The sequence below is a fragment of the Agromyces sp. Leaf222 genome, from assembly GCF_001421565.1.
In the GTDB taxonomy this organism is placed as follows: domain Bacteria; phylum Actinomycetota; class Actinomycetes; order Actinomycetales; family Microbacteriaceae; genus Agromyces.
The window spans coordinates 659,565-679,316 of record NZ_LMKQ01000001.1 but is presented as its reverse complement, the minus strand read 5'-3'; the positions used below and the strand labels follow the sequence as shown (position 1 = coordinate 679,316).

The window sequence follows — 19,752 nt, the reverse complement described above, 5'->3', positions numbered from 1 at the left end:
GCGGTTCGAGCCACCCGCCTGAGGCGGATCACTTCTTCGGCTTGGCACGACCCTTCGATCCGGTCGAGGGCTTCGACGTCGTCCCTCCATTCGACCCGGACTCGGATGCCGCTGCCGATGCCGGAGCGGGTGTCGCAGCCGAGGTCATCGGCCCGAACAGCGGGTCGGCCGCCTCCGCCATCTCCATCTCGGCGGTCTCCTGGATGAGCGCGAGGAGGTCCGCATCGAGGCCCGGCGAGAACTCCTCGAACCGCTCGGGGGCGATCGTCGACGGCACGCCCTCTGGCGCCTGCTCGCGGGCGTCGAGCTCGGTGCCGTCGTTCGAGGGCGACATCCCCTGGAAGATCCGGCCCGCCTCGGACTGCCCGGCGAGGTCGAACGTGTACTGCTTGCTCTGGAGCCCGAGATCGAGCAGGCGCTTGACCTCGGGGAACCGCTCCGCGTTCGTCTTCGGAATCGGCAGCAACGCATCCCATGCCACGCCGAGCGACTCGAGCGCCTTCGCATAGGCGTTCTCGTGCGCCTGGTCGCGCACGATGAGGTACGCGATCGTCGAGCGCGCCGTCGCGTTGTCGGTCATCTCGTAGATGCGGCATTTCTGCAGCCGGCCCGTCGACTCGAGCATGAGGTTGTAGAGCAGGTCGAGCGGCAGGTTGCCCGAGTTGTACACGTAGCTGCCGCTCCACGGGTTGCCGGCGGCATCGACCGGCAGGGCGCCCTGCGCGCCGACGAGGTAGTGGTGGATGTTGCCCTCGTCGAGCGCGATCTTCAACGGGGTCGCGCCGCCGGCGCCGGGTCGGTCCACCGGGTCGGTGGGCTTGCCCTGATACCTCGGCGATCCGTCGAGCAGCCGCGAGATCGTGGTGCCGATGAGCTCGACATGGCTGATCTCCTCGGTGCCGATGCCCTGCAGCAGGTCCCGATACGGCTTGCCCGTCGGGCCGCGGAAGTTCATGGCCTGGAACAGGTACTGCATCATCGTGCGCATCTCGCCGAACTGTCCGCCGAGGCCTTCCTGCAGGGCGTTCGCGGCGGCCGGGTCCGGCTCGTCGGGCACGATCTCGTTGATCAGTCGCTGCACGTGGAAGAACATCCGGTACCCCCTGGGGCCTTGCGTCGTTGCGGAGCGGTAAGGCTACGTCTGGGGGCATCGACCCGCGCAGGGGCTTGACAGGACCGCCTCCGACGCGGGTCGCGGACCCACCCATCGGTTCGCCGACCCCGCCGATCGCGGCGCGGATGTCAAGTGCCTATGCCTCGACGGCGCGCTCGCCTACCGTGAGCCGGGCGGCGGCCACGAACCGCCGGATCGAGATGGGGACACGACATGGGCATGACTCCGACCACCGACCCGGCGCCGCCCCCACCGATCCCACGTCGTGTAGCACGCGGTTCGGTGACCTGCCGCAACTGCGGCTCGCCCGGCGCGCGCGTCGTGAGCGCCACGACGGCGAAGCCCGGGCTCATCCGTCCGCCATCGATGGGCATGTGCCTACTCTGCGGGGAGACCTGGGTGCTCGTCACTCCCTCGTGAGACCGGCCTCGAGGCCCGTCACATCGAGGACAGGTCGGGGCCGCCCTGCTGCCGACCCTCTGCCAGGAAGGCCAGTCGCAGCAGCGTCTCGCGATTGCGGAGGTACAGGATCGGATCGACGAAGACCCGGGGCACCCACGATCCGGGGCCTTCGACCGCCTCCTCCTGGATGCGCACGAGGCATCCGCCCCCGTGCCGCCGCACGTCGATCGCGACCCGTGCCTCGCCGATCGGCCAGCCCTTGGCGCGCATGACCGCGCGGTGCGGCGGACTCCACTCGAGGCTGACCGTCTCGTCGTCGATGAGGGCGGGCCAGACGCCGACCGAGTGCTCGAGCCTGCTGCCCTCGCCCGGCCACGCGGCGTCGACATCGCGCATGCGTGATGCTCCCACGACCCAGGCGGGGTAGAGCCAGCCGTCGGCCAGCACGTCGAAGACCGCCGACGGCGAGCAGGCCATGGCTCGGACGTTGAGCGACATGTCGCTCCCTCCCGGTCGTGGTGCGACCACGTGTTCGACGCTAATGCGCGGGGCGCGGGGTCTCGCGGGGTTGACAGTTCGCCCCGGCGATGCGGCGCGACGCGGCATCCGTCGATCCATCGCTCGAGCTGCCCGGAATCCCTGGTCAACGCCGGGCGGGTGCCCGTGTCTGTTCCGTCCCGGCAGGCACGACCTACGTCGACCCGTGCCGCGAGGACGGCTCCTGCACGGTGCGGAGCACCCCGGACATCCCGGCCACCTCGGAGAGCGCGTCGAGCCAGGCGGGGTTGATCGACGGGCGGCGATTGCCCGCGTAGACGAACTGCACCCGCGATTGCGGCGACATCCAGAGCGTGATGGCCCTGCCCTCATGCAGGAGGCTCATCGCGAACCGCTCGTTGCGCCGGAACTTGTCGACGATCACGATCTGCAGGTGCGCGAGCAATCGATCGTCGAGCTCGATCTCGAGCCTCGTGTCGTAGATGAACATGCCCATGGCGCGTCGCCCCCGTGCCGTTCCGAATGGAACGGTCGCCGGGGCCGCAACCGATTTGCCGGGAGAACCTCACGACGGAGCAGGTGCACCGCCAGTCTAAGCGCGGGGCCTGTCGTTGAGGGGATACGTGGGACGCACGGTCGCCTCGCCCTCGCCCTCGCCCTCACTCGAGGTCGTACGCCTCGAACGCCGACTGCACCAGCCAGGCACCCTCCTCCTCCGCCTCGAGGGAATCGCCGTCGATCTCGGTCACCTCCACCGACAGGCTCATGCCCGCCGAGACGAAGACGCTCACCGTTCGATCCATGGTGCGCACCGTCTCGACGAATCCGCCCCCGGCCCTCACCAGCGCCGTGACATTCGCCATGACGGTCTCGGGGTCGTCGTCGGAGGGGAGCAGGTAGTCCCGGCCGTCGATCCTCAACCTGGTTCGAAGCATCGTCGTGCCTAGGTCGCCGCGATCGGTACGAGCGAGATCGGCACGCCGGGAGAGATCAGCAGGTCGCACGGAACGTTCTGGCCCTCGCCGATGTTGACGCGGAGCCAGGCCCGCCCCGCCGCGACGCCGTCGAGGATCTCCTGCCGAAGGTCCTCGTACTCCCGGCCCGAGACGGAGTAGTGCTGTCCGGCGTAGTAGATGTCGATGCGCTTCACGAGTCGCCCCCGTTCGTCGGGAGATCAGCCGGTTCGGGCACCAGGTGGAGGCCCGCTCCCGAATTCGCGGCCTGGCTCAGCGCCTCGATCCACGCACGGTTGATCGAGGGCGGGCGGGATCCGTAGTACTTGTAGACGATCGTCGCCGAGGGATGCACCCAGATCGTGGTGCGGCCGTTGCCGATGGACGCGTCGTCGCGCCACGAGAAGTGGAAGGACTCGCCGCGCCGCAACTTGGCGCCGATCACGTACTGGAGGTGCGCGAGAACGCGATCCTCGAAGTCCACTCGAAGCGTTTCATAGATGAACTTGCCCACGTCGCGCCTCCTTCCGGATTCGGCGTCGCGCACAGTCTCACACCGATTTCGCCGCGCGCAACCCCCCTTGCGCCGAAGCGCCGGAAGCGCATACTCGGGCCATGAGGCGACTGCATTATGCGAACGGGTACATGATCACGCCCGACGCGGTCAGCAAGGCGGTGATCCGGTACGCCCGCGCGCTCGCAGACGCCCACACCTCGGATGTCGTGACGATCCCGGTGCTCGGCGAGGGCGGCACCGTGACCAACGCGCATGTGCTGCTCGGTCCGGCGAGCCAGCTCTACTCCACCCTGATCGCCGACACGATCGGCGAGTTCACCGACGCCGCGCTTGTCGCCGAGCTCGAACAGCGCACCCGCCGCATCGAGCCGTCGACCATCGCGTGGCCCGACGAGATGAGCGACGTCCTGCTCGACGCCGACGAGGTCGTCGAGCCGTTCCCCGACTGACGGATGCCGGTGGCCGGCCTTGTGCGCTCGTGCCGGCGGGTCAGCGAGCCCGACGCGTGAGCGCGCCCGCGGGTCAGAGTGCGGCCGACGCCCACCAGACGAGGATGAACATACCCATCGCGACGAACACCAGTCCGATGATGAGGAAGACCCTCGAACTCGGCCCGCGGGACCCGGCTCGCGCCACGGTCGACTGCCGTTCCGCCGTGATCGTGTCGGCGAGCCAACGGCGACGGACGATGAGCGCGACGCCGGCGACGAGCGCGAGCACGGCCCACGCCAGGGCGAAGATCAGGCCGGGTTCCACCCGGACAGCCTACCCGCGAGCGCGAGCGCGACGACGCGGAGGCCCCCGCCGCCGCAGCCGACCTGCTGCAGTCCCTTCAGCGCGATGTGAGATAGCCGAAAAGCTTTGATCTGGTCGTTCGCATTCTGCTAGGAAAGGGGGGTCCCAACCCCCCTAATGAATGGACGACCCGATATGACCTCCCTCGACCTGCAGACCGAATCCGAAGCCCAGAGCGACTACGCGGCCGTCGGCGGCGCACCGGCCGTCTCCGCCGTCGTCAACCGGTTCTACGAGCTGGTGCTCGGCGACGACCTGCTGGCGAAGCACTTCGAGGGCACCGAGATGGCCAGGCTCAAGCGGCACCAGGTCGCACTGGTCTCGCAGGTCATGGGCGGACCGGTCGCCTACGAGGGGCGCGAGCTGCGCGCCGCCCACGCGAACATGGGCATCACGGCCGAGGAGTTCGGCGCCGTCGCCGGGCACCTGATCGCCGCGCTGACCGAGGCCGGCGTGCCGTCCGAGATCATCGACCGCACCGTGTCCGCGGTGGCCGCGACGCAGCCCGATATCGTCGAGGTCCCCGCGGCCCAGGCGTGAAGGCGTGGACACCGCCGCGCTGAAGCACACCTGGTCGCTGGCTGAGACGCTCGGCGACGAGGTTCCGCTCTTCTTCTACTCGCACCTCTTCTACACGCACCCCGAACTGCGGGCGATGTTCCCGGTCGCGATGGCCACCCAGCGCGACCGGCTCGTCGGCGCGCTCGGGCGCATCGTGTCCAACGTCGACCAGCTCGACGAGGTGACGGCGTTCATCCAGCAGCTCGGCCGCGATCACCGCAGGTTCGAGGTCATCGCCGAGCACTACGACGCGGTCGGCCTCTCGCTGCTGACAACGCTGAAGCACTTCCTCGGCGAGCTCTGGACCCCCGAGCTCGCCGCGGACTGGGCAGCCGCATACGGCGTCATCGCGACCGCGATGGTGCAGGCCGCCGAGGAGGCCGAGCTGAGCAGCCCGCCCTCGTGGGCCGGTCACGTCATCGGGGTCGAGCGCCGCAGCATGGACATCGCGATCGTGCACGTGCGCCCCGAACCCGATCTCCCGTTCGAACCGGGGCAGTCGTTCGCGGTCGAGACGCCCTACACGCCGCGCATGTGGCGGTACTTCAGCCCGGCCAACGCGCCGCGCGCCGACGGCACGATCGAGCTGCACGTGCAGCTGGTGCCGGGCGGGCAGGTCTCCGGCGCGATCGTGCGGCGGCTGAAGGTCGACGACGTGCTGCGCCTCGGCTCGGCGGTCGGCCATGAGCTGACCCTCGCCGAGGCCGACCTCGGTCGCGATCTGCTCATGGTCGCCGGCGGAACGGGCTTGGCCCCGCTCCGCGCCCACCTGGAACGCATCGACCTGCAGTGGCAGGCGACCGGCGACGCCCCGCGCGTGCACCTGTTCCACGGCGCCCGGGTTCCGTGGAACCTGTACGAGCACCGCCTGATGCAGAGCCTGGCCGGCCGGCCCTGGTTCACGTACACGCCCGTCGTCTCCGACGACCCCAGTTATCCCGGCCGCAAGGGCCTGGTGAGCGACGCGGTCGCCGAGAGCGGGGTGACGCCCGGCGCCCTCGCGATGGTGTGCGGATCGCCGTCGATGGTGCGCCACACCGCCGCTCGGCTGCGCGAACTCGGCGTCCCCTCACCCGATCTCCGATTCGAGCTCTTCGCCAGGCTCGAAGACGAGCAGGTGCTCCGCGACCCGCAGCCATCGCCGCTCGCCGAACAACCGATGGGAAGTGCCCGATGACCATTTGGGACGACGAAGAGGAACTCCCGATCCCCCAACCGCCGGCACCCGAAGGCGGCCTCGTCGCCGCTGTCTCGCGCCTGCCCCAGTCGGGCAGCGTGAGCTTCGCCTCGCGACCGCTCGGCGGGTACGACCGCTCCGAGGTCGACGCGTTCGTGACCGACCTCTCGCAGACGATCGACGACGTGCGCACAGCGCTCGACGAGGACCGTCGCGAACTCGCCGAGCTCCGAGCCGAGAACACGAAGCTCCGGAGCACCGACAACGCCGACCTCGAGCACGAGGTCACCCTGGGCGCGGTCGGCCTGCTCTCGCAGGCGCAGATGATCGCCGACAAGGCGGTCGCCGACGCGGAGGCGTACGCACGTGATCTCGTGCTCACGGCGCGCACGCAGTACCGCGAGACGCAGGAGCGCAACGCCGACGCCGCGGCTGCGGCTCCGAAGGAACCGAGCACGGCCACGGGCAGCATCGCGCTGCCGTCGATGCCCGAGATCGAGTTCGTGCGCACCTACGCGCAGGTCGCGCAGATCCAGTTGCGCTCGGTGCTCGACGCGCTCACCGAGCAGGTCGATCGCCTCGGCACGCTGCCGCAGCCCGATACGGCCGAGCAGGTCGTCGCCGAGACGTCGGCGGCCTCGATCCCCGAGGAGACGTTCGCCGACGAGGAGCCGGACTGGATTCCGGCGGTGCCGCCGCAGCCGACGAAGGGGCGACAGTCGTACGTCAGTCCGTGATCCGATCCCCTGATCGGTGACCGACGAGCAACGAGGGACGGACCGATTCGGTCCGTCCCTCGTCTCGTTCCGCGCGTGAGCGGATGCGACTCAGAGCACGCCGGGCACGAGCACGCGATCGATCGTGTGGATCACGCCGTTGGATGCCTTGATGTTGATGGCGGAGACGACCAGGCGCGGGTCGGTGAACGCGGGGTTCTCGTCTCGCAGCGTGAGCAGTCGCGGCTTCACGATGCCGCCGTTGGCCATCGTGAGCGACTTCGACAGCACGACCCGGATGGGTCCGAGCTGCTTGCCCGGCACCACGTGGTAGAGCAGCACGTTCGTGATCTGCTCGCCCGTGAGGGCCGTCGTGATGGTCGCGAGCGCGGCGGCCTCGCTGGCCGGCGCCGTGCCGGTCAGGTCGGTGACCAGGCGGAGGAACGCCCGGTCGTTCGGAGCGAAGACGGTGAACTTCGTCGACGTGTCCGCCAGCGTCGCGTCGAGTCCCGTGGCGACGAGCGCCTGCACGAGGATGTCGTAGTCCTGTGGGTTGTCATCGGGTGCCCCGCCCCCTGATGCCGCGACGGCGACGTCGACGATGGAGCCGGTCGGCGTCGACCCTCCCGACGCGTACGCCGGTGCAGCAGAGACCGCGACGATGGCGGCTGCGGCGATGAACGCAGCCATGACCTTCTTGATCATCACTTCACATCCTTTTCCGTTTCGTTGACGCGGCGTCCCGGCAGATCGCAGAGCCGCCATCAGGGTCTTCCGACGGGCGAGGGCGAACGGATGCACGAGGGCGGATCTTCATCCGACTGCATCCGAATCGGATGCCGCGGCGGAAGTCCTCGATGAACGCACCATCCGAACAACGCACCATCCGACCAACGCACCATCCGAAGAACGACGCACGACACCACCCCAACGATCTGGAGGGATCATGAAGCGCATCGTCATCGCCGGCGCAGTCGCCGGCGCAGCCATCGGCCTCCTCGGCCTCGCCCCGGCTCAGGCATCCGAGAGCCCCGCCATGCTGTCCGTCCTGCACGGCGTCCCGGACCTCACCGTCGACGTCTACGTGAACGACGAGCTCACGCTCGACGACTTCACTCCCGGCACCCTCGCCGGTCCGCTCGAGCTGCCCGCGGGAACGTACTCCGTCGCGATCACCGCCGCCGATGCGACGGATGCCTCGGCACCCGCGATCGGCCCCGTCGACCTCACCATCGAATCCGGGATGAACTACACGGTCGTCGCGCACCTGACCGAAGCCGGTGATCCGACGGCGACGCTCTTCACGAACGACACGGCGACGACGGCCGCCGGTGAGGGCCGCCTGACGGTGCGACACGTCGCCGCCGCGCCCGCGGTCGACGTGCTGGCGGCCGGATCCGCCGTCATCTCCGACCTGACGAATCCGAACGAGTCGAAGCTCGACCTGCCGGCCGGCACGATCTCGGCCTCGGTCGCCGCGGCCGGAACCACCGATCCCGTCATCGGTCCGGCCGATGTCGACGTCGCCGAAGGCGCCAACACGATCGTGTACGCGTGGGGCAGCCTCGACGACGGCAACCTCGCGCTCGCGATCCAGACGGTGACCGGAATGGACTCCGCCCCCGGCGATGTCCCGGCCGGATCGGCCGGCCTCGTCGCGACGAACGCGAACGACCCGACCACGGCCCCGTGGATCGTCGGCGGCTCGGCGCTGCTCCTCGCCATCGCCGCAGTCACGGTCGTCGCGCTCCGGCGCGGAATGGCCGTCCGGCACGAAGAGTGAGCCGGATCCGTCACGCGACGGCCGCGATCGGGTGCCTCACCGCACCGATCGCGGCCATCGCCGTGATCACCGGCCTCGCGCTCACCGGCTGCTCGACGAACGCGACGCCGCCACAGGCCGGCCGGCCATCGGCATCCGCTCCATCCGTCACCGCGCCAGCGCCGACGGAGTCACCGGAGTCGACGGCCCAGGCACCCGCCACGACCCCGGCGACGGCGATCCCGCTGATCTCGGCCGCCCTCGACGACCGACCGCCGCTCACCGGGCCCCGGCCCGTGCGGCTCGTCGCCCCCGAGCTCGGCATCGACGTGCCGATCGAGTCCGTCGGGCTCGACGAGGAGGGCCGCATGGGCCTGCCGGCGGATCCGTCGGTCGCCGCGTGGTACTCGTACGGCGTCGCCCCCGGCGACCCCGCCGGATCCGCGGTCGTCGCCGCCCACGTCGACTCGCTCGAGTACGACATCGGCCCGTTCGCACGGCTCGCCGACGCGGCATCCGGAACCGTCTTCGACGTCACCTCGGCCGACGGCACGGTGCGCGAGTTCGCGCTCGAGTCGACCGAACTGGTGCTCAAGGGCACCGTCGACTGGTCGACCGTGTTCCGCCGCAGCGGCGCACCGGTGCTCACGCTCGTGACCTGCGGCGGCGAGTTCGACTGGGATGCGCGTCGATACCTGAGCACCGTGATCGTCACGGCACGAGCGGTCGGATGAGCGGGGGTCACTATGCTGGGCGTCACGGTGGGCTCCGGTGATGTTCGTGGAACGAACGTGACCCGCGGGCGCCGAGCGAACGAGCGAAGGGGCGGGTTCCGGTCGATGTCTGCGCCGCCAGCCGCCGAAGTCGACGCGAAGGAGCCGATCGACCCCATCGCGGCCGGGTTCGCGCGTGGCGACGAGACGGCGCTCCGCGACGCGTACGCCCGATGGTCGCCACTCGTGTTCACCCTCGCCGTGCGCTCGCTCGGCAACCGGGCCGATGCTGAAGACGTCGCGCAGCAGGTCTTCATCTCGGCGTGGCGGAGCCGCGAGCACTTCGACCCGAGCCGCGCCACGCTGCAGTCGTGGATCGTCGGCATCACCCGGCATCGCATCGCCGACGCCCACGAGGCCCGCTCACGCGCCGGCCGGATCCACGCCGAACTCGTCGGCGAGGCCGTGATCGACGGCGGAGTCTTCGATGAGGACCTCGCGGAGCGCGCAATGGTGTCCGAGGCGCTCGACGCCCTCCCGCCCACGCCCCGGCGGGTGATGCACCTCGCCTTCTACGAGCGGATGACGCACTCGCAGATCGCCGAACGCCTCGGCCTGCCGGTGGGTACCGTGAAGAGCCACATCCGGCGCAGTCTCACCCGGATCCGAGAACGATGGGAGGTGGAGGATGCACCCGGAACCTGACGACCTCGCCGCGCTCGCGGCCGACGGCACGGAGCCGAGCGGCGAGACGGGCGCGCACCTGCGTTCGTGCGAACCCTGCAGGTCGGAGTACGAGGCCTACGTCGCCGCATCGGCCAGCGCCCGGGCATCGTCGACCGACCTCGGGCTCGAGTCCCCGCCCGCCTCGGTGTGGGCGGGCATCGTCGGCGAGCTCGCGCTCGACGACGCGTCGGACCCCCTGCACGCTCCGGTTCCGTCCGCCGATTCCGTCGACCGAGGCGCTCCGCGACCGGCGGTGGCGATTCGACCGGATGTCTCGAGCGACACTCGTCGCCGATCGCGGCGCTGGTGGCCGGTCGCCGCAGCCGCCGCCGTGATCGGCCTGGTCGCCGGCATCGCCATCGGCGTGGGCCTGTCGGGCACGTCCTCCTCCGAGACGGTGATCGCCGAGGCCCGGCTCGAACCGTTCCCCGGGTGGGACGCCGACGGGCGTGCCGTGCTCGAGCAGGATCGCGACGGCCGGTACTCGATGCTGGTCGAGCTCGATGGCGACGTCGGCACCGACGGGCTGACCGAGGTGTGGTTGCTGCGCGAGGAACCGGTCGGCCTGGTGAGCCTCGGGCTGCTCGACGGCCGCACCACCAGGTTCGCGCTGCCCGACGACCTCGACCTGTCCGAGTTCTCGATCGTCGACCTGTCGGCGGAGCCCTCCGACGGCGACCCGACGCACTCGGGCGACTCGATCGTGCGCGGGCAACTGCAGCGTCCGTGACCGGCGAATCGCGAGAGGCCGGACGACGAGATGCCCGGAAACACGAAAGCCCCGGATCTCGAAAGAAATCCAGGGCTGGTGATCTTGTAGCGAGGGCGGGACTCGAACCCGCGACACCACGATTATGAGCCGTGTGCTCTAACCACCTGAGCTACCCCGCCGGGAAGGCTTCGCGATTCTGCCCGAAGGCCGAACCGAGAATACCGAGCCCCGAGTCAGGATTGAACTGACGACCCCTTCCTTACCATGGAAGTGCTCTACCACTGAGCTATCGGGGCGTGTGCCGTAATCGGCAACCTGAAGAGGATATCACCTCCGGGGCCAGGTTCCGAACCAACGGCCACCCGCCCCGAGCCGAGGTTCGTCGCAGTGACGTCGTACCCCAGACCGGGGGGCATACGGCCCCTCCGGAGGAGCCGCGCGTCCCGATCAGTGCTCGCACGGATGCCGCGGGAAAGTCGCCGCAGTACTCTCGTCGCGTTCCCCGCGAGTGGGTCCGTCAGTTTTGGGGGTGACGGTGTTCTCGACCTTCACGGATGTCATCGATTCCGGGACTCGTCCCGGTGCCGGTCGTCCTGCGCGCACGTCACGAGGCCCGGCGCCCGTCACCTACGTGATCGGCGCCGCCGGCAGCGGCAAGTCCACGCTCGCGCGGCGCCTGGTGCTCGAGGCCGACGGCGCCTCGATCTCGGCGACTCGCGAGTGGAGCGATCCGGATGTCGCGCGCGGGGCGCTCCTCGACGCCGCAGCCGGGTCGAACGGCACCCTCGCCATCGACGACGCGCAGCACCTCATCGGCACGGCCGCCGAGCCCGTGCTCGAGGCGTTCGTCGCGGCATCCGGACTGGGTCGCCTCATCGTGGTCTCGCGTCGGCCGCCGACCTTTCCGATCACTCGTGAGACCGTCGTCACCGCGCCGGCGCTCGCCTTGCGGCTGCCCGATGTTGCCGGGCTCTTCCGCACGGTGTGCCGCTGCCGGCTGGACCCGGAGACCACGTCGCGCGTGCGCCACGAGACGGCCGGGTGGGCGCAGCTCGTGCGCGAGCTCGCGACGACCGCGGGCCCGAACTCCGACGAGGCGCTCGACGCCTGGCTGGCCGACGCCGTGTTCGGCGACACCGCCGCCGGCTGGATCGAGGAGGTGCTCGCCGACCTCCCCTCCGACCTCGTCGAGGCGTTGACCATGACGAGCGCGCTGCCCCAGCTCGACCTGGCGCGCACCGCTGGGCTCCTCGGCCACGAGGGCGCGATCGCCCTGATCGGCGCGCTCGACGCCGGGGTCGTGATGCACACCCGACGCGACGGCGGCCGGCGCGCGCTGCCGCCGATGCTGCGTCGGCACCTGCTGCGCAGCATGGATCCGCTGACCAGGACGATCGCGTCGAAGACGGCGTGCGAGGTGCTGCTCGACGAGGGCGCGACGGCCGAGGCCGCCGACGCCCTCGCGGCCGGCCGCGCGTGGACCGAGCTCGACGCCCTGCTCCGCGGCGATCCGGCCGCCCGTCGCGGCGCCGCGCTGTGGGCCGAGCGGCCCTCCGGCGCCGTCGCGCACAGGTCGTCGGGCATCGTCGCGGCGCTCGAGGCGGCCCGCACCGACGACCGCATCACCGGGTCGTCATCGGATGCGCCCGGCCACGCGACATCCGCCCCGCTCGAGCACCACCCGGTGCTGTCGGACGCGCTCGATCGCATTCGGCGAGGCGACCTCGCGGGCGCGGTGCCGAGCCTGCGACGCGCCGCACGCACCGCGGAGGCCGTCGCGGACCGCAGCACGGCCCAGCTCGCACTGCTCGTCATCCGAGCGCCGATCGCCGGACCCCGCGAGACCCTCGACGGCCTGCTCGCCCTCGAACGCCGGTGCGTCGAGCACGCACTCGGCGGGCTCGCGCGCATCACCCGCGGCGCGATCGCGGCCATCACGACCGCTCGTGAACGCGGCACCGTCGGGCAGGTGTTCGACCAGCTCGAACTCCGCGGCGACACCCTCGGCGCGGGCATCGTGGTGGCCGTCGACGTGGTCGACCGGTTCCGCCGCGGCGTCTTCGAGACCGAGCGCGCGACCGCGTTCGCCGAACGCTGCGACCGCCTCGGGCTCGCGGATGTCGCGACCTGGGGTCGGGCCATGGCCGCCGTCGGCGCCGCGATCACCGACGACCGACGGGCGCCGGCGCTCATCGCCGCCGTCGATGCCGCCACGATCACGCTGCGGCTGCCGGGGCCGAGGGCGCTGCTCGAGGCGGCCGCCGCGCTTCGCTCGACCGATGCGGATGCCGCGGCGAGCCACGCCGGCGTCGCGCGACGCATGGCCCTCGAGACCGGGTTGCCCCGCCTTCCGATGACGCTCCCCCGCCGCCCGCGACTGCACGTCGAGACGCGCGACCCCGCCGGGGTGCGCGTCGCGGTGACCTGCTTCGGCGGCTTCCGCCTGCGGCTCGACGGCGTGGACGCCGACCTCAGGCTCGTGCGCCCGCAGGCGCGGATGCTGCTGCGCATGCTCGCCCTGAACGCCGGCGCTCCCCTGCACCGCGAGCTCATCGCCGACCTGCTCTGGACCGACCTCGGCAGCGAGTCGGCGTTGCACGCGCTGCACGTCAGCGTCTCGAGCCTCCGCCGCATGCTGCCCGCCTCCGGTCGGCAGGGCGGGATCGTCGAGCGCGTCGGCGAGGCGTACCGCATCGGCATCGCCGCGAGCCACGACTGCGACCTCGCGGACTTCGACGAGCACCTCAGCGAGGCGGCGATCGCGAAGGCGCGGCGGGAACCCGCCATCGCCCGCGACCGCCTCGTCACCGCGCTGGACCTCTACCGCGGCGACGTGCTGCCCGAGGACGGTCCGGCCGAGTGGGCGGTCGGCGCCCGCGAGCGGTACCGCCACCGCGCCGGCGAGGCCGCCTCGTCGCTCGCGCACCTGCACTCCCACTTCGGCGACACCCAGGCCGCGGTCGCCGTCGCCCGGCGGGCCGTGGAGATCGACCCCTGGCTCGACGACTCCTGGCGCACGCTCGTGACGATGCACGACCGGGCCGGCGACGTCATCGCCGCCAGACGCGCCGAGGAGGGCTACCGCACGATGCGCAACGCGCTCGAGGCGGACTGAACTGGTCGGCCGACTCTCCTGAACGCTGGGGACCCGCCGCGACCGTCGCGTTCAGCGCGAGAGCCTGGTGGATGGCGGGTGCGAGTTCTAGCATGTCGCTGGTTGATGCCGTCATCTCAACCGGGGGGTGCGCGGTGGACGACACGATGAATGGCGAGGGCGACACGGCCGATGAGCAGGCGGTCGAGCAGTTCGCGGGGTGGGTGTTCGACAGGTTTCTCGGCGGGATGGAGACGCTCTCCATCCATATCGGTTCCAGTCTTGGGCTCTACGCGGCGCTCCGGGCTGCGCCGACCACGGTGGCCGAGCTCGCCGCCCGGACCGGCATCGATCGGCGGTACGCGCGCGAATGGCTCGAGCAGCAGGCGACTGCGGGCATCCTCGACGTCGACGGCGTCGGCGAGGGCGACGAGCTGAGGTTCCGTCTGCCCTCCGCACAGGCTGAGGTGCTCACCGACCGCGCATCTCTCGGGTATTCCGCACCGCTGGCGGACATGTTCGCCGCGGTCGCCCTGCGGCTGCCCGACCTCACGGACGCCTACCGGTCGGGTCGAGGCGTTCCGTGGGCGGCGTTCGGCGCTGCCGTCCGCGATGGTCAGGGCGATATCAATCGTCCGTGGTTCGAGAATGTCCTTGCGAAAGCGCTCGCATCCGTCCCGCGGGTGCACGAGGTACTGTCGCGACCTGATGCCGGGATCGCCGATGTCGCGTGTGGGCACGGGTGGTCGACGATCGGTCTTGCCCGGGCGTACCCGGATGCGATCGTCGACGGGTTCGACATCGATGCCCCCGCCATCGAGGCGGCACACGAGCATGCTGCAGGACTCGAGAACGTGACATTCTCCGAGCTCCGAGGAGAGCAGCTCGCCGACGAGGGCGAAGCCCGCTACGACGCCGCGTTCGTCTTCGAAGCCCTGCACGACATGCCGGACCCCGTCGCCGTCCTCTCCTCGATCAGGCGCGCGGTCCGATCTGACGGTGTCGTCGTCGTGATGGACGAAGCCGTCGCCGAGACCTTCTCGCCCCCCGGCGACGACACCGAGCGGGCGATGTACGGATACAGTCTGCTGATCTGCCTCCCCGACTCGATGTCGACACCGGACTCCGTCGCGACCGGCACCGTCATGCGACACGCGACCCTCGAACGCTACGCACACGAGGCAGGCTTCTCAGCAGTCAGCATCCTGCCGATCGACGGGTTCGCCGCCTTCCGGTTCTACCTCCTCGAGCGGTGAGGTGGCGCCGACCCGACCTTCGTGATCGCGAGCTGCGGGCCGTCGCCATCCTTCGGCACGAGCACGACCCAGTCGTCGTCAGGTTCTTCTCGGGGCTCGTATCCGAGCACCGCCGGAGAAGGCGATCGCCCGAGGAACGTCTCGCATGCCCCACACGATCGATCCGATGCGCGTACCCATTTCCGACTTCCGGCGCCCGGCTCGGTGCGTCACGATGAAGGAATGAGCACTGAGCGCTTCGCCGGCTGGCTCTTCGCCGGCGCCCTCATCGCTTCGACCGCGCTGACGTGCGTCCTCGTCTTCGCGTTGGTCTTCAGCCCCGACTGACCGACGGCCGCGACCGATGGGGATGCCGTGAGCGTCAGCGCCCGATGAACTCCACCTCGGCGACCGACACGTGCGTGTCGGGTGAGGCGCCGTAGGCGCCCTCGATCGTGAACTGCACCGCGACGACATCGTCGACGCCGACGTCGAAGCGCTGCGGACCCGGTTCGTCGGCGAGCTTCAGCCGGATGTCCTGGGTCTGGCCCGCGGCATCCGTCGTCGTGACGAGCATGGTGGACGGGCGCGCCTGGGCGAGGAAGTCGGCCTGCTCGACGGAGGCTCCCGGCGAGATCTGCACGGCGACGAGTCGATACGGCGCGTCGAACGTCGCGGCCAGCCATTCGCCGACGGCGGGCCCGGTGGGTGCGGGCGCCCACGAGAGGTCCGAGAAGCCGTCGTGCGCGAGCTCCGGCCCACGACCGTCGGCCGAGCTCGACGCGGTGAGTCCGGTCGGGTTGTGCGCGCTCGAGTCGACCACGCGATCGGCCGCCGAGTTGAAGAAGGTGATGATCGACGCGCGCGCGAACCACGCCGCCGCCACCAGCCCGGCGATGACGAGGATCGTGACGAGGGTGCCGTAGCGGAATCGGCGACGGCGCTTCGGCCTCGTGCCCGCAGCCGCCTGCCGCGACGACGGCACCGACCGGTCGGGCTCGGGCGCGAGCGGCGAGGCGCACCGGCGGCAGAAGTGGCGTCCGGGGGCATTGCCGGCGCCGCAGCTCGGGCAGACGAGGTCGCCCGGCTTCGGCGCGTCGAGCGGACCCGCCTTGCGGCGAACCGGGCGCTGGGGCACGGCCGTCGGCTTACGCGGCGCCGGAGCGGATGTCGGTGCCACCGCCTTCGGCACGTTCGCCGCGCGCACGGGGGCCGGCACGAACGCGGCGGCGGCGACCGGGGCGGGGACGAACGCGGGTTTGGCGGGTTCGGGGGCTGGTTCGGGTTCCGGGGCTGGTTCGGGTTCCGGCTCAGGTTCGGGTTCCGGCTCAGGTTCCGGCTCAGGTTCCGGTTCGGGTTCCGGTTCGGGTTCCGGTTCGGGTTCCGGTTCGGGTTCCGGTTCGGGTTCCGGTTCGGGTTCCGGTTCGGGTTCCGGTTCGGGTTCCGGTTCGGGTTCCGGCTGGTCTCGATACGCTCCTGCGTCGCTACTCGACCGGCGCTCCGGTTCGGGTTCCGGCTGGTCTCGATACGCTCCTGCGTCGCTACTCGACCGGCGCTCCGGCTCGGGCTCCGGCACGAGCTCGGGCACGGGCTCGGGCTCCGGCTCCGGCTCGGGTTCGGGCTCGGGCTCCCAGGCCTCCTCGAAGGATGAGGCGGGCGACTCCGTGGCATCCGTCGCCGCTGCGCTGCGGTCCCAGGCGAGATATGCGCCGCACTGGCCGCAGAAGTCGTCGCCCTCGTCATTCTGGGTTCCGCATTCCTCGCACACCATGCCGCCGGCCATCTCACACCCCCGCGATCTCGATCTCGATGCGGATGTGCGCGGGCACGACGCGACGGGCCGCCCGCTCGATGCGCCGTCGCAGCGCCTCGGCCGCCGCCTCGGGCGAGACCTTCGGCGAGCCGGCCTTCGCTGCGGCGGGTTTCGGCGGCGAGACCGAGATCCGCACCGCGCCGTCCGGCGAGCCGGGCAACGCGCCGTGCGCGGTCGCCGACCACGACGTGCCGCCGCTCTCGACCACGTCGACCGCGGCATCCGGCCCTGCGATGAGCTGCACGGTCTCGAGCACGCCGTCGAACCGACCCGCGCGCCGATGCAGGCCGGCCGCGTCGGCGACTACCTTGCGGCGCTGCTCGACCGACCACTCCTCGTCGAGTTCGACGTCGACCCAGGTCGCGAGCCAGTCGAGGAAGTCGGCGGGCGTGGTGCCGGGGCTCACGTACGCCTCGAGGTTGTCGAGCACCGAGAGCACCGGGGCGATCGAGGCGTCGAACGCGGTAAGCCAGCGCTGCAGGAACTCGTCCTCCTGCAGCACCGCCGGCAGTCGCGTGACGTACGGCGACGGGTTCTCGAGCTGTGGCACCAGTCCGCGCACGTCACACCCCCGCCGTCACGCGCACGCGGTGCTCGAAGCCGAACACCAGGGCATCCGGTTCGAGGTCGATGCGCTGCACCGGGTCGCCGCGCTTGCCGGTCACCGGGTCGGCGCCGAACAGCAGCACCTCGTCGACGAGCTCGGTGCCCGGCAGGGCCTGCAGCACCGCGTAGACCTCGCCGGCGAGCACCGGACGCCCGAACGGCCAGCCCCCGCCGTCGGCGCCACCACGAGCGGCGTCGAAGTATCCGTAGAGCGCCGCGACCGCGTCCTCCCGCAGCCGCTCGACGGCCACACGCGGCCGGGCGATGAGCTTGGCGACGATCGTGATGCCCTGGTACAGCGGCGGCTCGATCGCGAGCCGGGCCCCGACCGTGCGGCGATGTTCAAGATCGTCGGCGAGTACGGTGAGCACCTCGGTCGACGGGATCAGGTCGGCGAACTCCACGCGTCCGTCGGCGGCGTGCACGGCCGCGGGCACGACGAGCAGCCGAACGCCCTGCTCCGAGCCCTTGCCCGTCGCGGGCACCGCCTTCACCCTCGCGATCGACGGTGCGATCCGCTTCGCGAGCTGCTCGTAGTCCTCGAGCGTCACGGCCCGGTCGAGCGTGCGCAGCGTGAGCGGCCCCCGCGCCTTCGCCTCGTCGACGGTCTCGCCGTCGACGCCGTCGTGGGCCGACCGCCGGTTCGCCACGCGGTTCACGAACGGCACGGTCGAGCGCAGCACCGACACGGCGCCGGGGGCGACGTTGCCGCGTGCCCCGCCGCCGACGCGATACTGCGGCACCCGGATCGGCGCGCCCTTCGGCGGCACCGCCCCGTAGAAGTGCATCGCGCCGTCGGCCTCGCGCACGGCGGGCGCGAACGTCACCACGCCCCTCGTGCGATCGATGCGCACGACGCGGGCGTCGGCATCCTGATCGGCGAACTCGTCGACCTCGACCCAGTCCTCCCATTCGGCGCCGGTGCCGACCTCGACGGTGAACGGCGAACCGTCGTCGACGACCGGCCGCACGGCCAGCCCGAACTCCTGCCCCGGAACGCCCTCGCTGAGCCCGAGGATCTCGTCGTCGACCGTCGTGGCGTGGATCGCGTGCGTCACCGCGCCGACCGTGTCCGCCGCGGCCGAGCGCACGAGCGGCGACGCGCTGTAGGTGGGCACGTCGGCCTCGCGCTCCTCGAGGCGTGTGCGGATCCATCCGGCCCGCTCCCCCGAGATGACGGATGCCGCATGCCCCGCCGGCACGATGAGCACGACGTCGCCGCGGCGGTTGAGCCCGCCGGTGGCGTCCGACACGACATCGCACGCGCGCCACTCGGAGCCGCACCACGCCTCCCACACGATGGGCGGATCGAGCGGGTCGACGCCGACGCCGCGCACCGCGCAGTCGAGGTGCAGCGAGATCGCGAGCCCGGGCGCGGGGTCGTCGAGCCCGAGCAGCAGTGCGTCGCCGATCACGGGGGTCTTCTGGAACGCGTCGAGCTCCTCGCCCTGCAGCCTGGTGTCGCGCACCCACGGGTCGCCGTCGGCGGGCTGGCTGCCGATGCGGATCAGCGATCTCGGCGGGATCTCGCGGTCGTCGACGGTCGTGAACACGATCGACTCCGAGGTCTCGGTGCGCGGGGTGCCCGCCTCGGTGCGGGCCGGTACGACGACCGTCTCGGTGCGGGGTGCCGACAGCCAGAACACGAGCTCCGTGCTCGCGTTCGCGGGCGGGAACAGTGTCACCCCGAGCAGGTCGAGGTAGGCCAGGTAGAGCCGGTCCGGCACCCGGTTCAGCCGGTAGAGCAGTTCGTCGGTCATGAACGCGAACGCCTCGATGAGCGTCACGCCGGGGTCGGAGACGTTGTGGTCGGTCCACTCGGGGCAGCGCAGCGCGACGAGCCGCTTGGCGTCGTCGACGAGGTCCTGGAATCGCCGGTCGTCGAGGTTCGGGGCTGGCAGGTTCATGAGGGGGCTCCTTGCTCCTGCGGGATGACGTAGAACGGGAAGACGAGGTTCCTCGGGTCGTTCGTGCCGAGGATCATGTAGCCGATGTCGATGTAGAGCACGCCGTCCTCGGCGTGCTCGAGCGAGACCGAGACCTCGCCGAGCTCGATGCGCGGCTCCCAGAACCGCAGCGCGGCACGCACGGCGACGCCCATCGCCCCGGCCGTCGAGGCATCCGCGGGTGCGAAGACGTAGTCGTGCACGGCGCATCCGAACTCGGGGCGCATCGGCCGTTCCCCCGGCGCGGTCGCGAGGATCAGCCGGATGCTCTCCTCGATCTCGCGCTCGTCGGAGGTGAGCGCGATGCGGCCCGTGGCATCGGCGTGCACGGGGAACGACCAGCCGTGACCGACGAACTCTCGAGACATCCGCCCCGCCCCTCTCTCTGCTCGTGACCGGGCCGCGCTCGACC

At 71.1% G+C, this 19,752-nt stretch carries 21 protein-coding genes, 2 tRNA genes and 1 pseudogene; 10 read left to right on the top strand and 14 right to left on the bottom strand.

Annotated elements, in window-relative coordinates:
• Positions 1 to 145: 145 nt before the first annotated feature.
• The 6 genes and pseudogenes from ASE68_RS02935 to ASE68_RS02910 form a co-directional block, all read right to left on the bottom strand.
• A pseudogene (locus ASE68_RS02935) lies at positions 146 to 1,093 on the bottom strand (manganese catalase family protein); the annotation flags it as partial.
• A gap of 459 nt (positions 1,094 to 1,552) precedes the next feature.
• Positions 1,553 to 2,014 (bottom strand): SRPBCC family protein, encoded by a 462-nt coding sequence (locus ASE68_RS02930; RefSeq protein ID WP_055855016.1) that lies wholly within the window; start codon positions 2,012 to 2,014, stop codon positions 1,553 to 1,555.
• Positions 2,015 to 2,207: 193 nt separating this feature from the next.
• Positions 2,208 to 2,510 (bottom strand): hypothetical protein, encoded by a 303-nt coding sequence (locus ASE68_RS02925; RefSeq protein WP_055855014.1) that lies wholly within the window; start codon positions 2,508 to 2,510, stop codon positions 2,208 to 2,210.
• A 163-nt stretch (positions 2,511 to 2,673) separates the two neighbouring features.
• A complete protein-coding gene (locus ASE68_RS02920) occupies positions 2,674 to 2,949 on the bottom strand; it encodes a hypothetical protein (protein WP_157421509.1) in 276 nt (91 codons plus the stop codon).
• 8 nt (positions 2,950 to 2,957) lie between these two features.
• The gene (locus ASE68_RS02915; protein WP_055855011.1) at positions 2,958 to 3,164 is read right to left on the bottom strand and encodes a hypothetical protein; all 207 of its coding nucleotides are present in this window, start codon (positions 3,162 to 3,164) and stop codon (positions 2,958 to 2,960) included.
• Positions 3,161 to 3,481, bottom strand: coding sequence for a hypothetical protein (locus ASE68_RS02910; protein WP_055855009.1), 321 nt, complete (start codon positions 3,479 to 3,481; stop codon positions 3,161 to 3,163). The genes ASE68_RS02915 and ASE68_RS02910 overlap by 4 nt, the downstream gene beginning before the upstream one ends.
• Positions 3,482 to 3,582: 101 nt before the next feature.
• Between ASE68_RS02910 and ASE68_RS02905 the strand changes: the two genes are divergently transcribed.
• Positions 3,583 to 3,933 carry a hypothetical protein gene (locus ASE68_RS02905; RefSeq protein WP_157421508.1) on the top strand — a complete coding sequence of 117 codons (351 nt, stop codon included), beginning with the start codon at positions 3,583 to 3,585 and terminating at the stop codon, positions 3,931 to 3,933.
• Between the two features lie 73 nt (positions 3,934 to 4,006).
• Here ASE68_RS02905 and ASE68_RS02900 read toward each other — a convergent pair whose 3' ends face one another.
• Positions 4,007 to 4,240, bottom strand: a complete 234-nt coding sequence (locus ASE68_RS02900; RefSeq protein WP_055855005.1) for a hypothetical protein — start codon at positions 4,238 to 4,240, stop codon at positions 4,007 to 4,009.
• A gap of 174 nt (positions 4,241 to 4,414) precedes the next feature.
• Here ASE68_RS02900 and ASE68_RS02895 point away from each other — a divergent pair, with 174 nt between their 5' ends.
• Genes ASE68_RS02895 through ASE68_RS02885 form a run of 3 tightly spaced genes read left to right on the top strand, consistent with a single transcriptional unit; the run spans position 4,415 to position 6,754 of the window.
• Positions 4,415 to 4,819, top strand: coding sequence for a group 1 truncated hemoglobin (locus ASE68_RS02895; RefSeq protein ID WP_055855004.1), 405 nt, complete (start codon positions 4,415 to 4,417; stop codon positions 4,817 to 4,819).
• A 4-nt stretch (positions 4,820 to 4,823) separates the two neighbouring features.
• A complete protein-coding gene (locus ASE68_RS02890) occupies positions 4,824 to 6,017 on the top strand; it encodes a globin domain-containing protein (RefSeq protein ID WP_082461915.1) in 1,194 nt (397 codons plus the stop codon).
• A complete protein-coding gene (locus tag ASE68_RS02885; RefSeq protein WP_055855001.1) occupies positions 6,014 to 6,754 on the top strand; it encodes a DivIVA domain-containing protein in 741 nt (246 codons plus the stop codon). Before ASE68_RS02890 ends, ASE68_RS02885 begins: the two co-directional genes overlap by 4 nt.
• Positions 6,755 to 6,844: 90 nt before the next feature.
• Here ASE68_RS02885 and ASE68_RS02880 read toward each other — a convergent pair whose 3' ends face one another.
• Positions 6,845 to 7,438: a fasciclin domain-containing protein gene (locus ASE68_RS02880; RefSeq protein ID WP_157421507.1), complete on the bottom strand. Its 594-nt coding sequence runs from the start codon at positions 7,436 to 7,438 to the stop codon at positions 6,845 to 6,847.
• Positions 7,439 to 7,679: 241 nt separating this feature from the next.
• On the opposite strand from ASE68_RS02880, the gene ASE68_RS02875 reads away from it, so the two are divergent.
• The 4 genes from ASE68_RS02875 to ASE68_RS02860 all read left to right on the top strand — a co-directional run bounded on the left by ASE68_RS02875 (position 7,680) and on the right by ASE68_RS02860 (position 10,664).
• Entirely contained in the window at positions 7,680 to 8,516 is an 837-nt protein-coding gene (locus tag ASE68_RS02875; RefSeq protein ID WP_055854997.1) for a DUF4397 domain-containing protein, read from the top strand.
• The gene (locus tag ASE68_RS02870; protein ID WP_055854995.1) at positions 8,513 to 9,229 is read left to right on the top strand and encodes a class F sortase; all 717 of its coding nucleotides are present in this window, start codon (positions 8,513 to 8,515) and stop codon (positions 9,227 to 9,229) included. The genes ASE68_RS02875 and ASE68_RS02870 overlap by 4 nt, the downstream gene beginning before the upstream one ends.
• A 105-nt stretch (positions 9,230 to 9,334) precedes the next feature.
• The gene (locus tag ASE68_RS02865) at positions 9,335 to 9,913 is read left to right on the top strand and encodes an RNA polymerase sigma factor (RefSeq protein WP_055854993.1); all 579 of its coding nucleotides are present in this window, start codon (positions 9,335 to 9,337) and stop codon (positions 9,911 to 9,913) included.
• Positions 9,897 to 10,664, top strand: a complete 768-nt coding sequence (locus tag ASE68_RS02860; RefSeq protein WP_055854991.1) for an anti-sigma factor — start codon at positions 9,897 to 9,899, stop codon at positions 10,662 to 10,664. The genes ASE68_RS02865 and ASE68_RS02860 overlap by 17 nt, the downstream gene beginning before the upstream one ends.
• 87 nt (positions 10,665 to 10,751) lie before the next feature.
• Here the strand turns inward: ASE68_RS02860 and ASE68_RS02855 are convergent.
• A tRNA-Met gene (locus tag ASE68_RS02855) sits at positions 10,752 to 10,825 on the bottom strand.
• Between the two features lie 45 nt (positions 10,826 to 10,870).
• Positions 10,871 to 10,942, bottom strand: a tRNA-Thr gene (locus ASE68_RS02850).
• Between the two features lie 233 nt (positions 10,943 to 11,175).
• Here ASE68_RS02850 and ASE68_RS02845 point away from each other — a divergent pair.
• Positions 11,176 to 13,761, top strand: a complete 2,586-nt coding sequence (locus ASE68_RS02845; protein WP_055854989.1) for a BTAD domain-containing putative transcriptional regulator — start codon at positions 11,176 to 11,178, stop codon at positions 13,759 to 13,761.
• 92 nt (positions 13,762 to 13,853) lie between these two features.
• Positions 13,854 to 14,996 (top strand): bifunctional 2-polyprenyl-6-hydroxyphenol methylase/3-demethylubiquinol 3-O-methyltransferase UbiG, encoded by a 1,143-nt coding sequence (locus ASE68_RS02840; RefSeq protein WP_200921655.1) that lies wholly within the window; start codon positions 13,854 to 13,856, stop codon positions 14,994 to 14,996.
• A gap of 361 nt (positions 14,997 to 15,357) precedes the next feature.
• On the opposite strand, the gene ASE68_RS20060 is transcribed toward ASE68_RS02840, so the two are convergent.
• The 4 genes from ASE68_RS20060 to ASE68_RS02815 form a co-directional block, all read right to left on the bottom strand.
• Positions 15,358 to 16,113: a zinc ribbon domain-containing protein gene (locus tag ASE68_RS20060; RefSeq protein WP_157421506.1), complete on the bottom strand. Its 756-nt coding sequence runs from the start codon at positions 16,111 to 16,113 to the stop codon at positions 15,358 to 15,360.
• Positions 16,114 to 16,759: 646 nt separating this feature from the next.
• Entirely contained in the window at positions 16,760 to 17,338 is a 579-nt protein-coding gene (locus tag ASE68_RS02825; protein WP_162238237.1) for a phage tail protein, read from the bottom strand.
• Positions 17,339 to 17,351: 13 nt separating this feature from the next.
• Positions 17,352 to 19,301, bottom strand: coding sequence for a putative baseplate assembly protein (locus ASE68_RS02820; protein ID WP_055854982.1), 1,950 nt, complete (start codon positions 19,299 to 19,301; stop codon positions 17,352 to 17,354).
• Complete coding sequence (locus ASE68_RS02815; RefSeq protein ID WP_055854980.1) at positions 19,298 to 19,708, bottom strand: GPW/gp25 family protein; 411 nt, start codon at positions 19,706 to 19,708, stop codon at positions 19,298 to 19,300. The genes ASE68_RS02820 and ASE68_RS02815 overlap by 4 nt, the downstream gene beginning before the upstream one ends.
• Positions 19,709 to 19,752 lie beyond the last annotated feature (44 nt).

Excerpts from the sequence above, each read along its gene's own strand:
- ASE68_RS02930 (WP_055855016.1), bottom strand. The coding sequence starts at position 2,014 with ATGTCGCTCAACGTCCGAGCCATGGCCTGCTCGCCGTCGGCGGTCTTC.
- ASE68_RS02925 (WP_055855014.1), bottom strand. The coding sequence starts at position 2,510 with ATGGGCATGTTCATCTACGACACGAGGCTCGAGATCGAGCTCGACGAT.
- ASE68_RS02920 (WP_157421509.1), bottom strand. The coding sequence starts at position 2,949 with ATGCTTCGAACCAGGTTGAGGATCGACGGCCGGGACTACCTGCTCCCC.
- ASE68_RS02905 (WP_157421508.1), top strand. The coding sequence starts at position 3,583 with ATGAGGCGACTGCATTATGCGAACGGGTACATGATCACGCCCGACGCG.
- ASE68_RS02895 (WP_055855004.1), top strand. The coding sequence starts at position 4,415 with ATGACCTCCCTCGACCTGCAGACCGAATCCGAAGCCCAGAGCGACTAC.
- ASE68_RS02885 (WP_055855001.1), top strand. The coding sequence starts at position 6,014 with ATGACCATTTGGGACGACGAAGAGGAACTCCCGATCCCCCAACCGCCG.
- ASE68_RS02880 (WP_157421507.1), bottom strand. The coding sequence starts at position 7,438 with ATGATCAAGAAGGTCATGGCTGCGTTCATCGCCGCAGCCGCCATCGTC.
- ASE68_RS02875 (WP_055854997.1), top strand. The coding sequence starts at position 7,680 with ATGAAGCGCATCGTCATCGCCGGCGCAGTCGCCGGCGCAGCCATCGGC.
- ASE68_RS02865 (WP_055854993.1), top strand. The coding sequence starts at position 9,335 with ATGTCTGCGCCGCCAGCCGCCGAAGTCGACGCGAAGGAGCCGATCGAC.
- ASE68_RS02860 (WP_055854991.1), top strand. The coding sequence starts at position 9,897 with ATGCACCCGGAACCTGACGACCTCGCCGCGCTCGCGGCCGACGGCACG.
- ASE68_RS02840 (WP_200921655.1), top strand. The coding sequence starts at position 13,854 with ATGTCGCTGGTTGATGCCGTCATCTCAACCGGGGGGTGCGCGGTGGAC.
- ASE68_RS02820 (WP_055854982.1), bottom strand. The coding sequence starts at position 19,301 with ATGAACCTGCCAGCCCCGAACCTCGACGACCGGCGATTCCAGGACCTC.
- ASE68_RS02815 (WP_055854980.1), bottom strand. The coding sequence starts at position 19,708 with ATGTCTCGAGAGTTCGTCGGTCACGGCTGGTCGTTCCCCGTGCACGCC.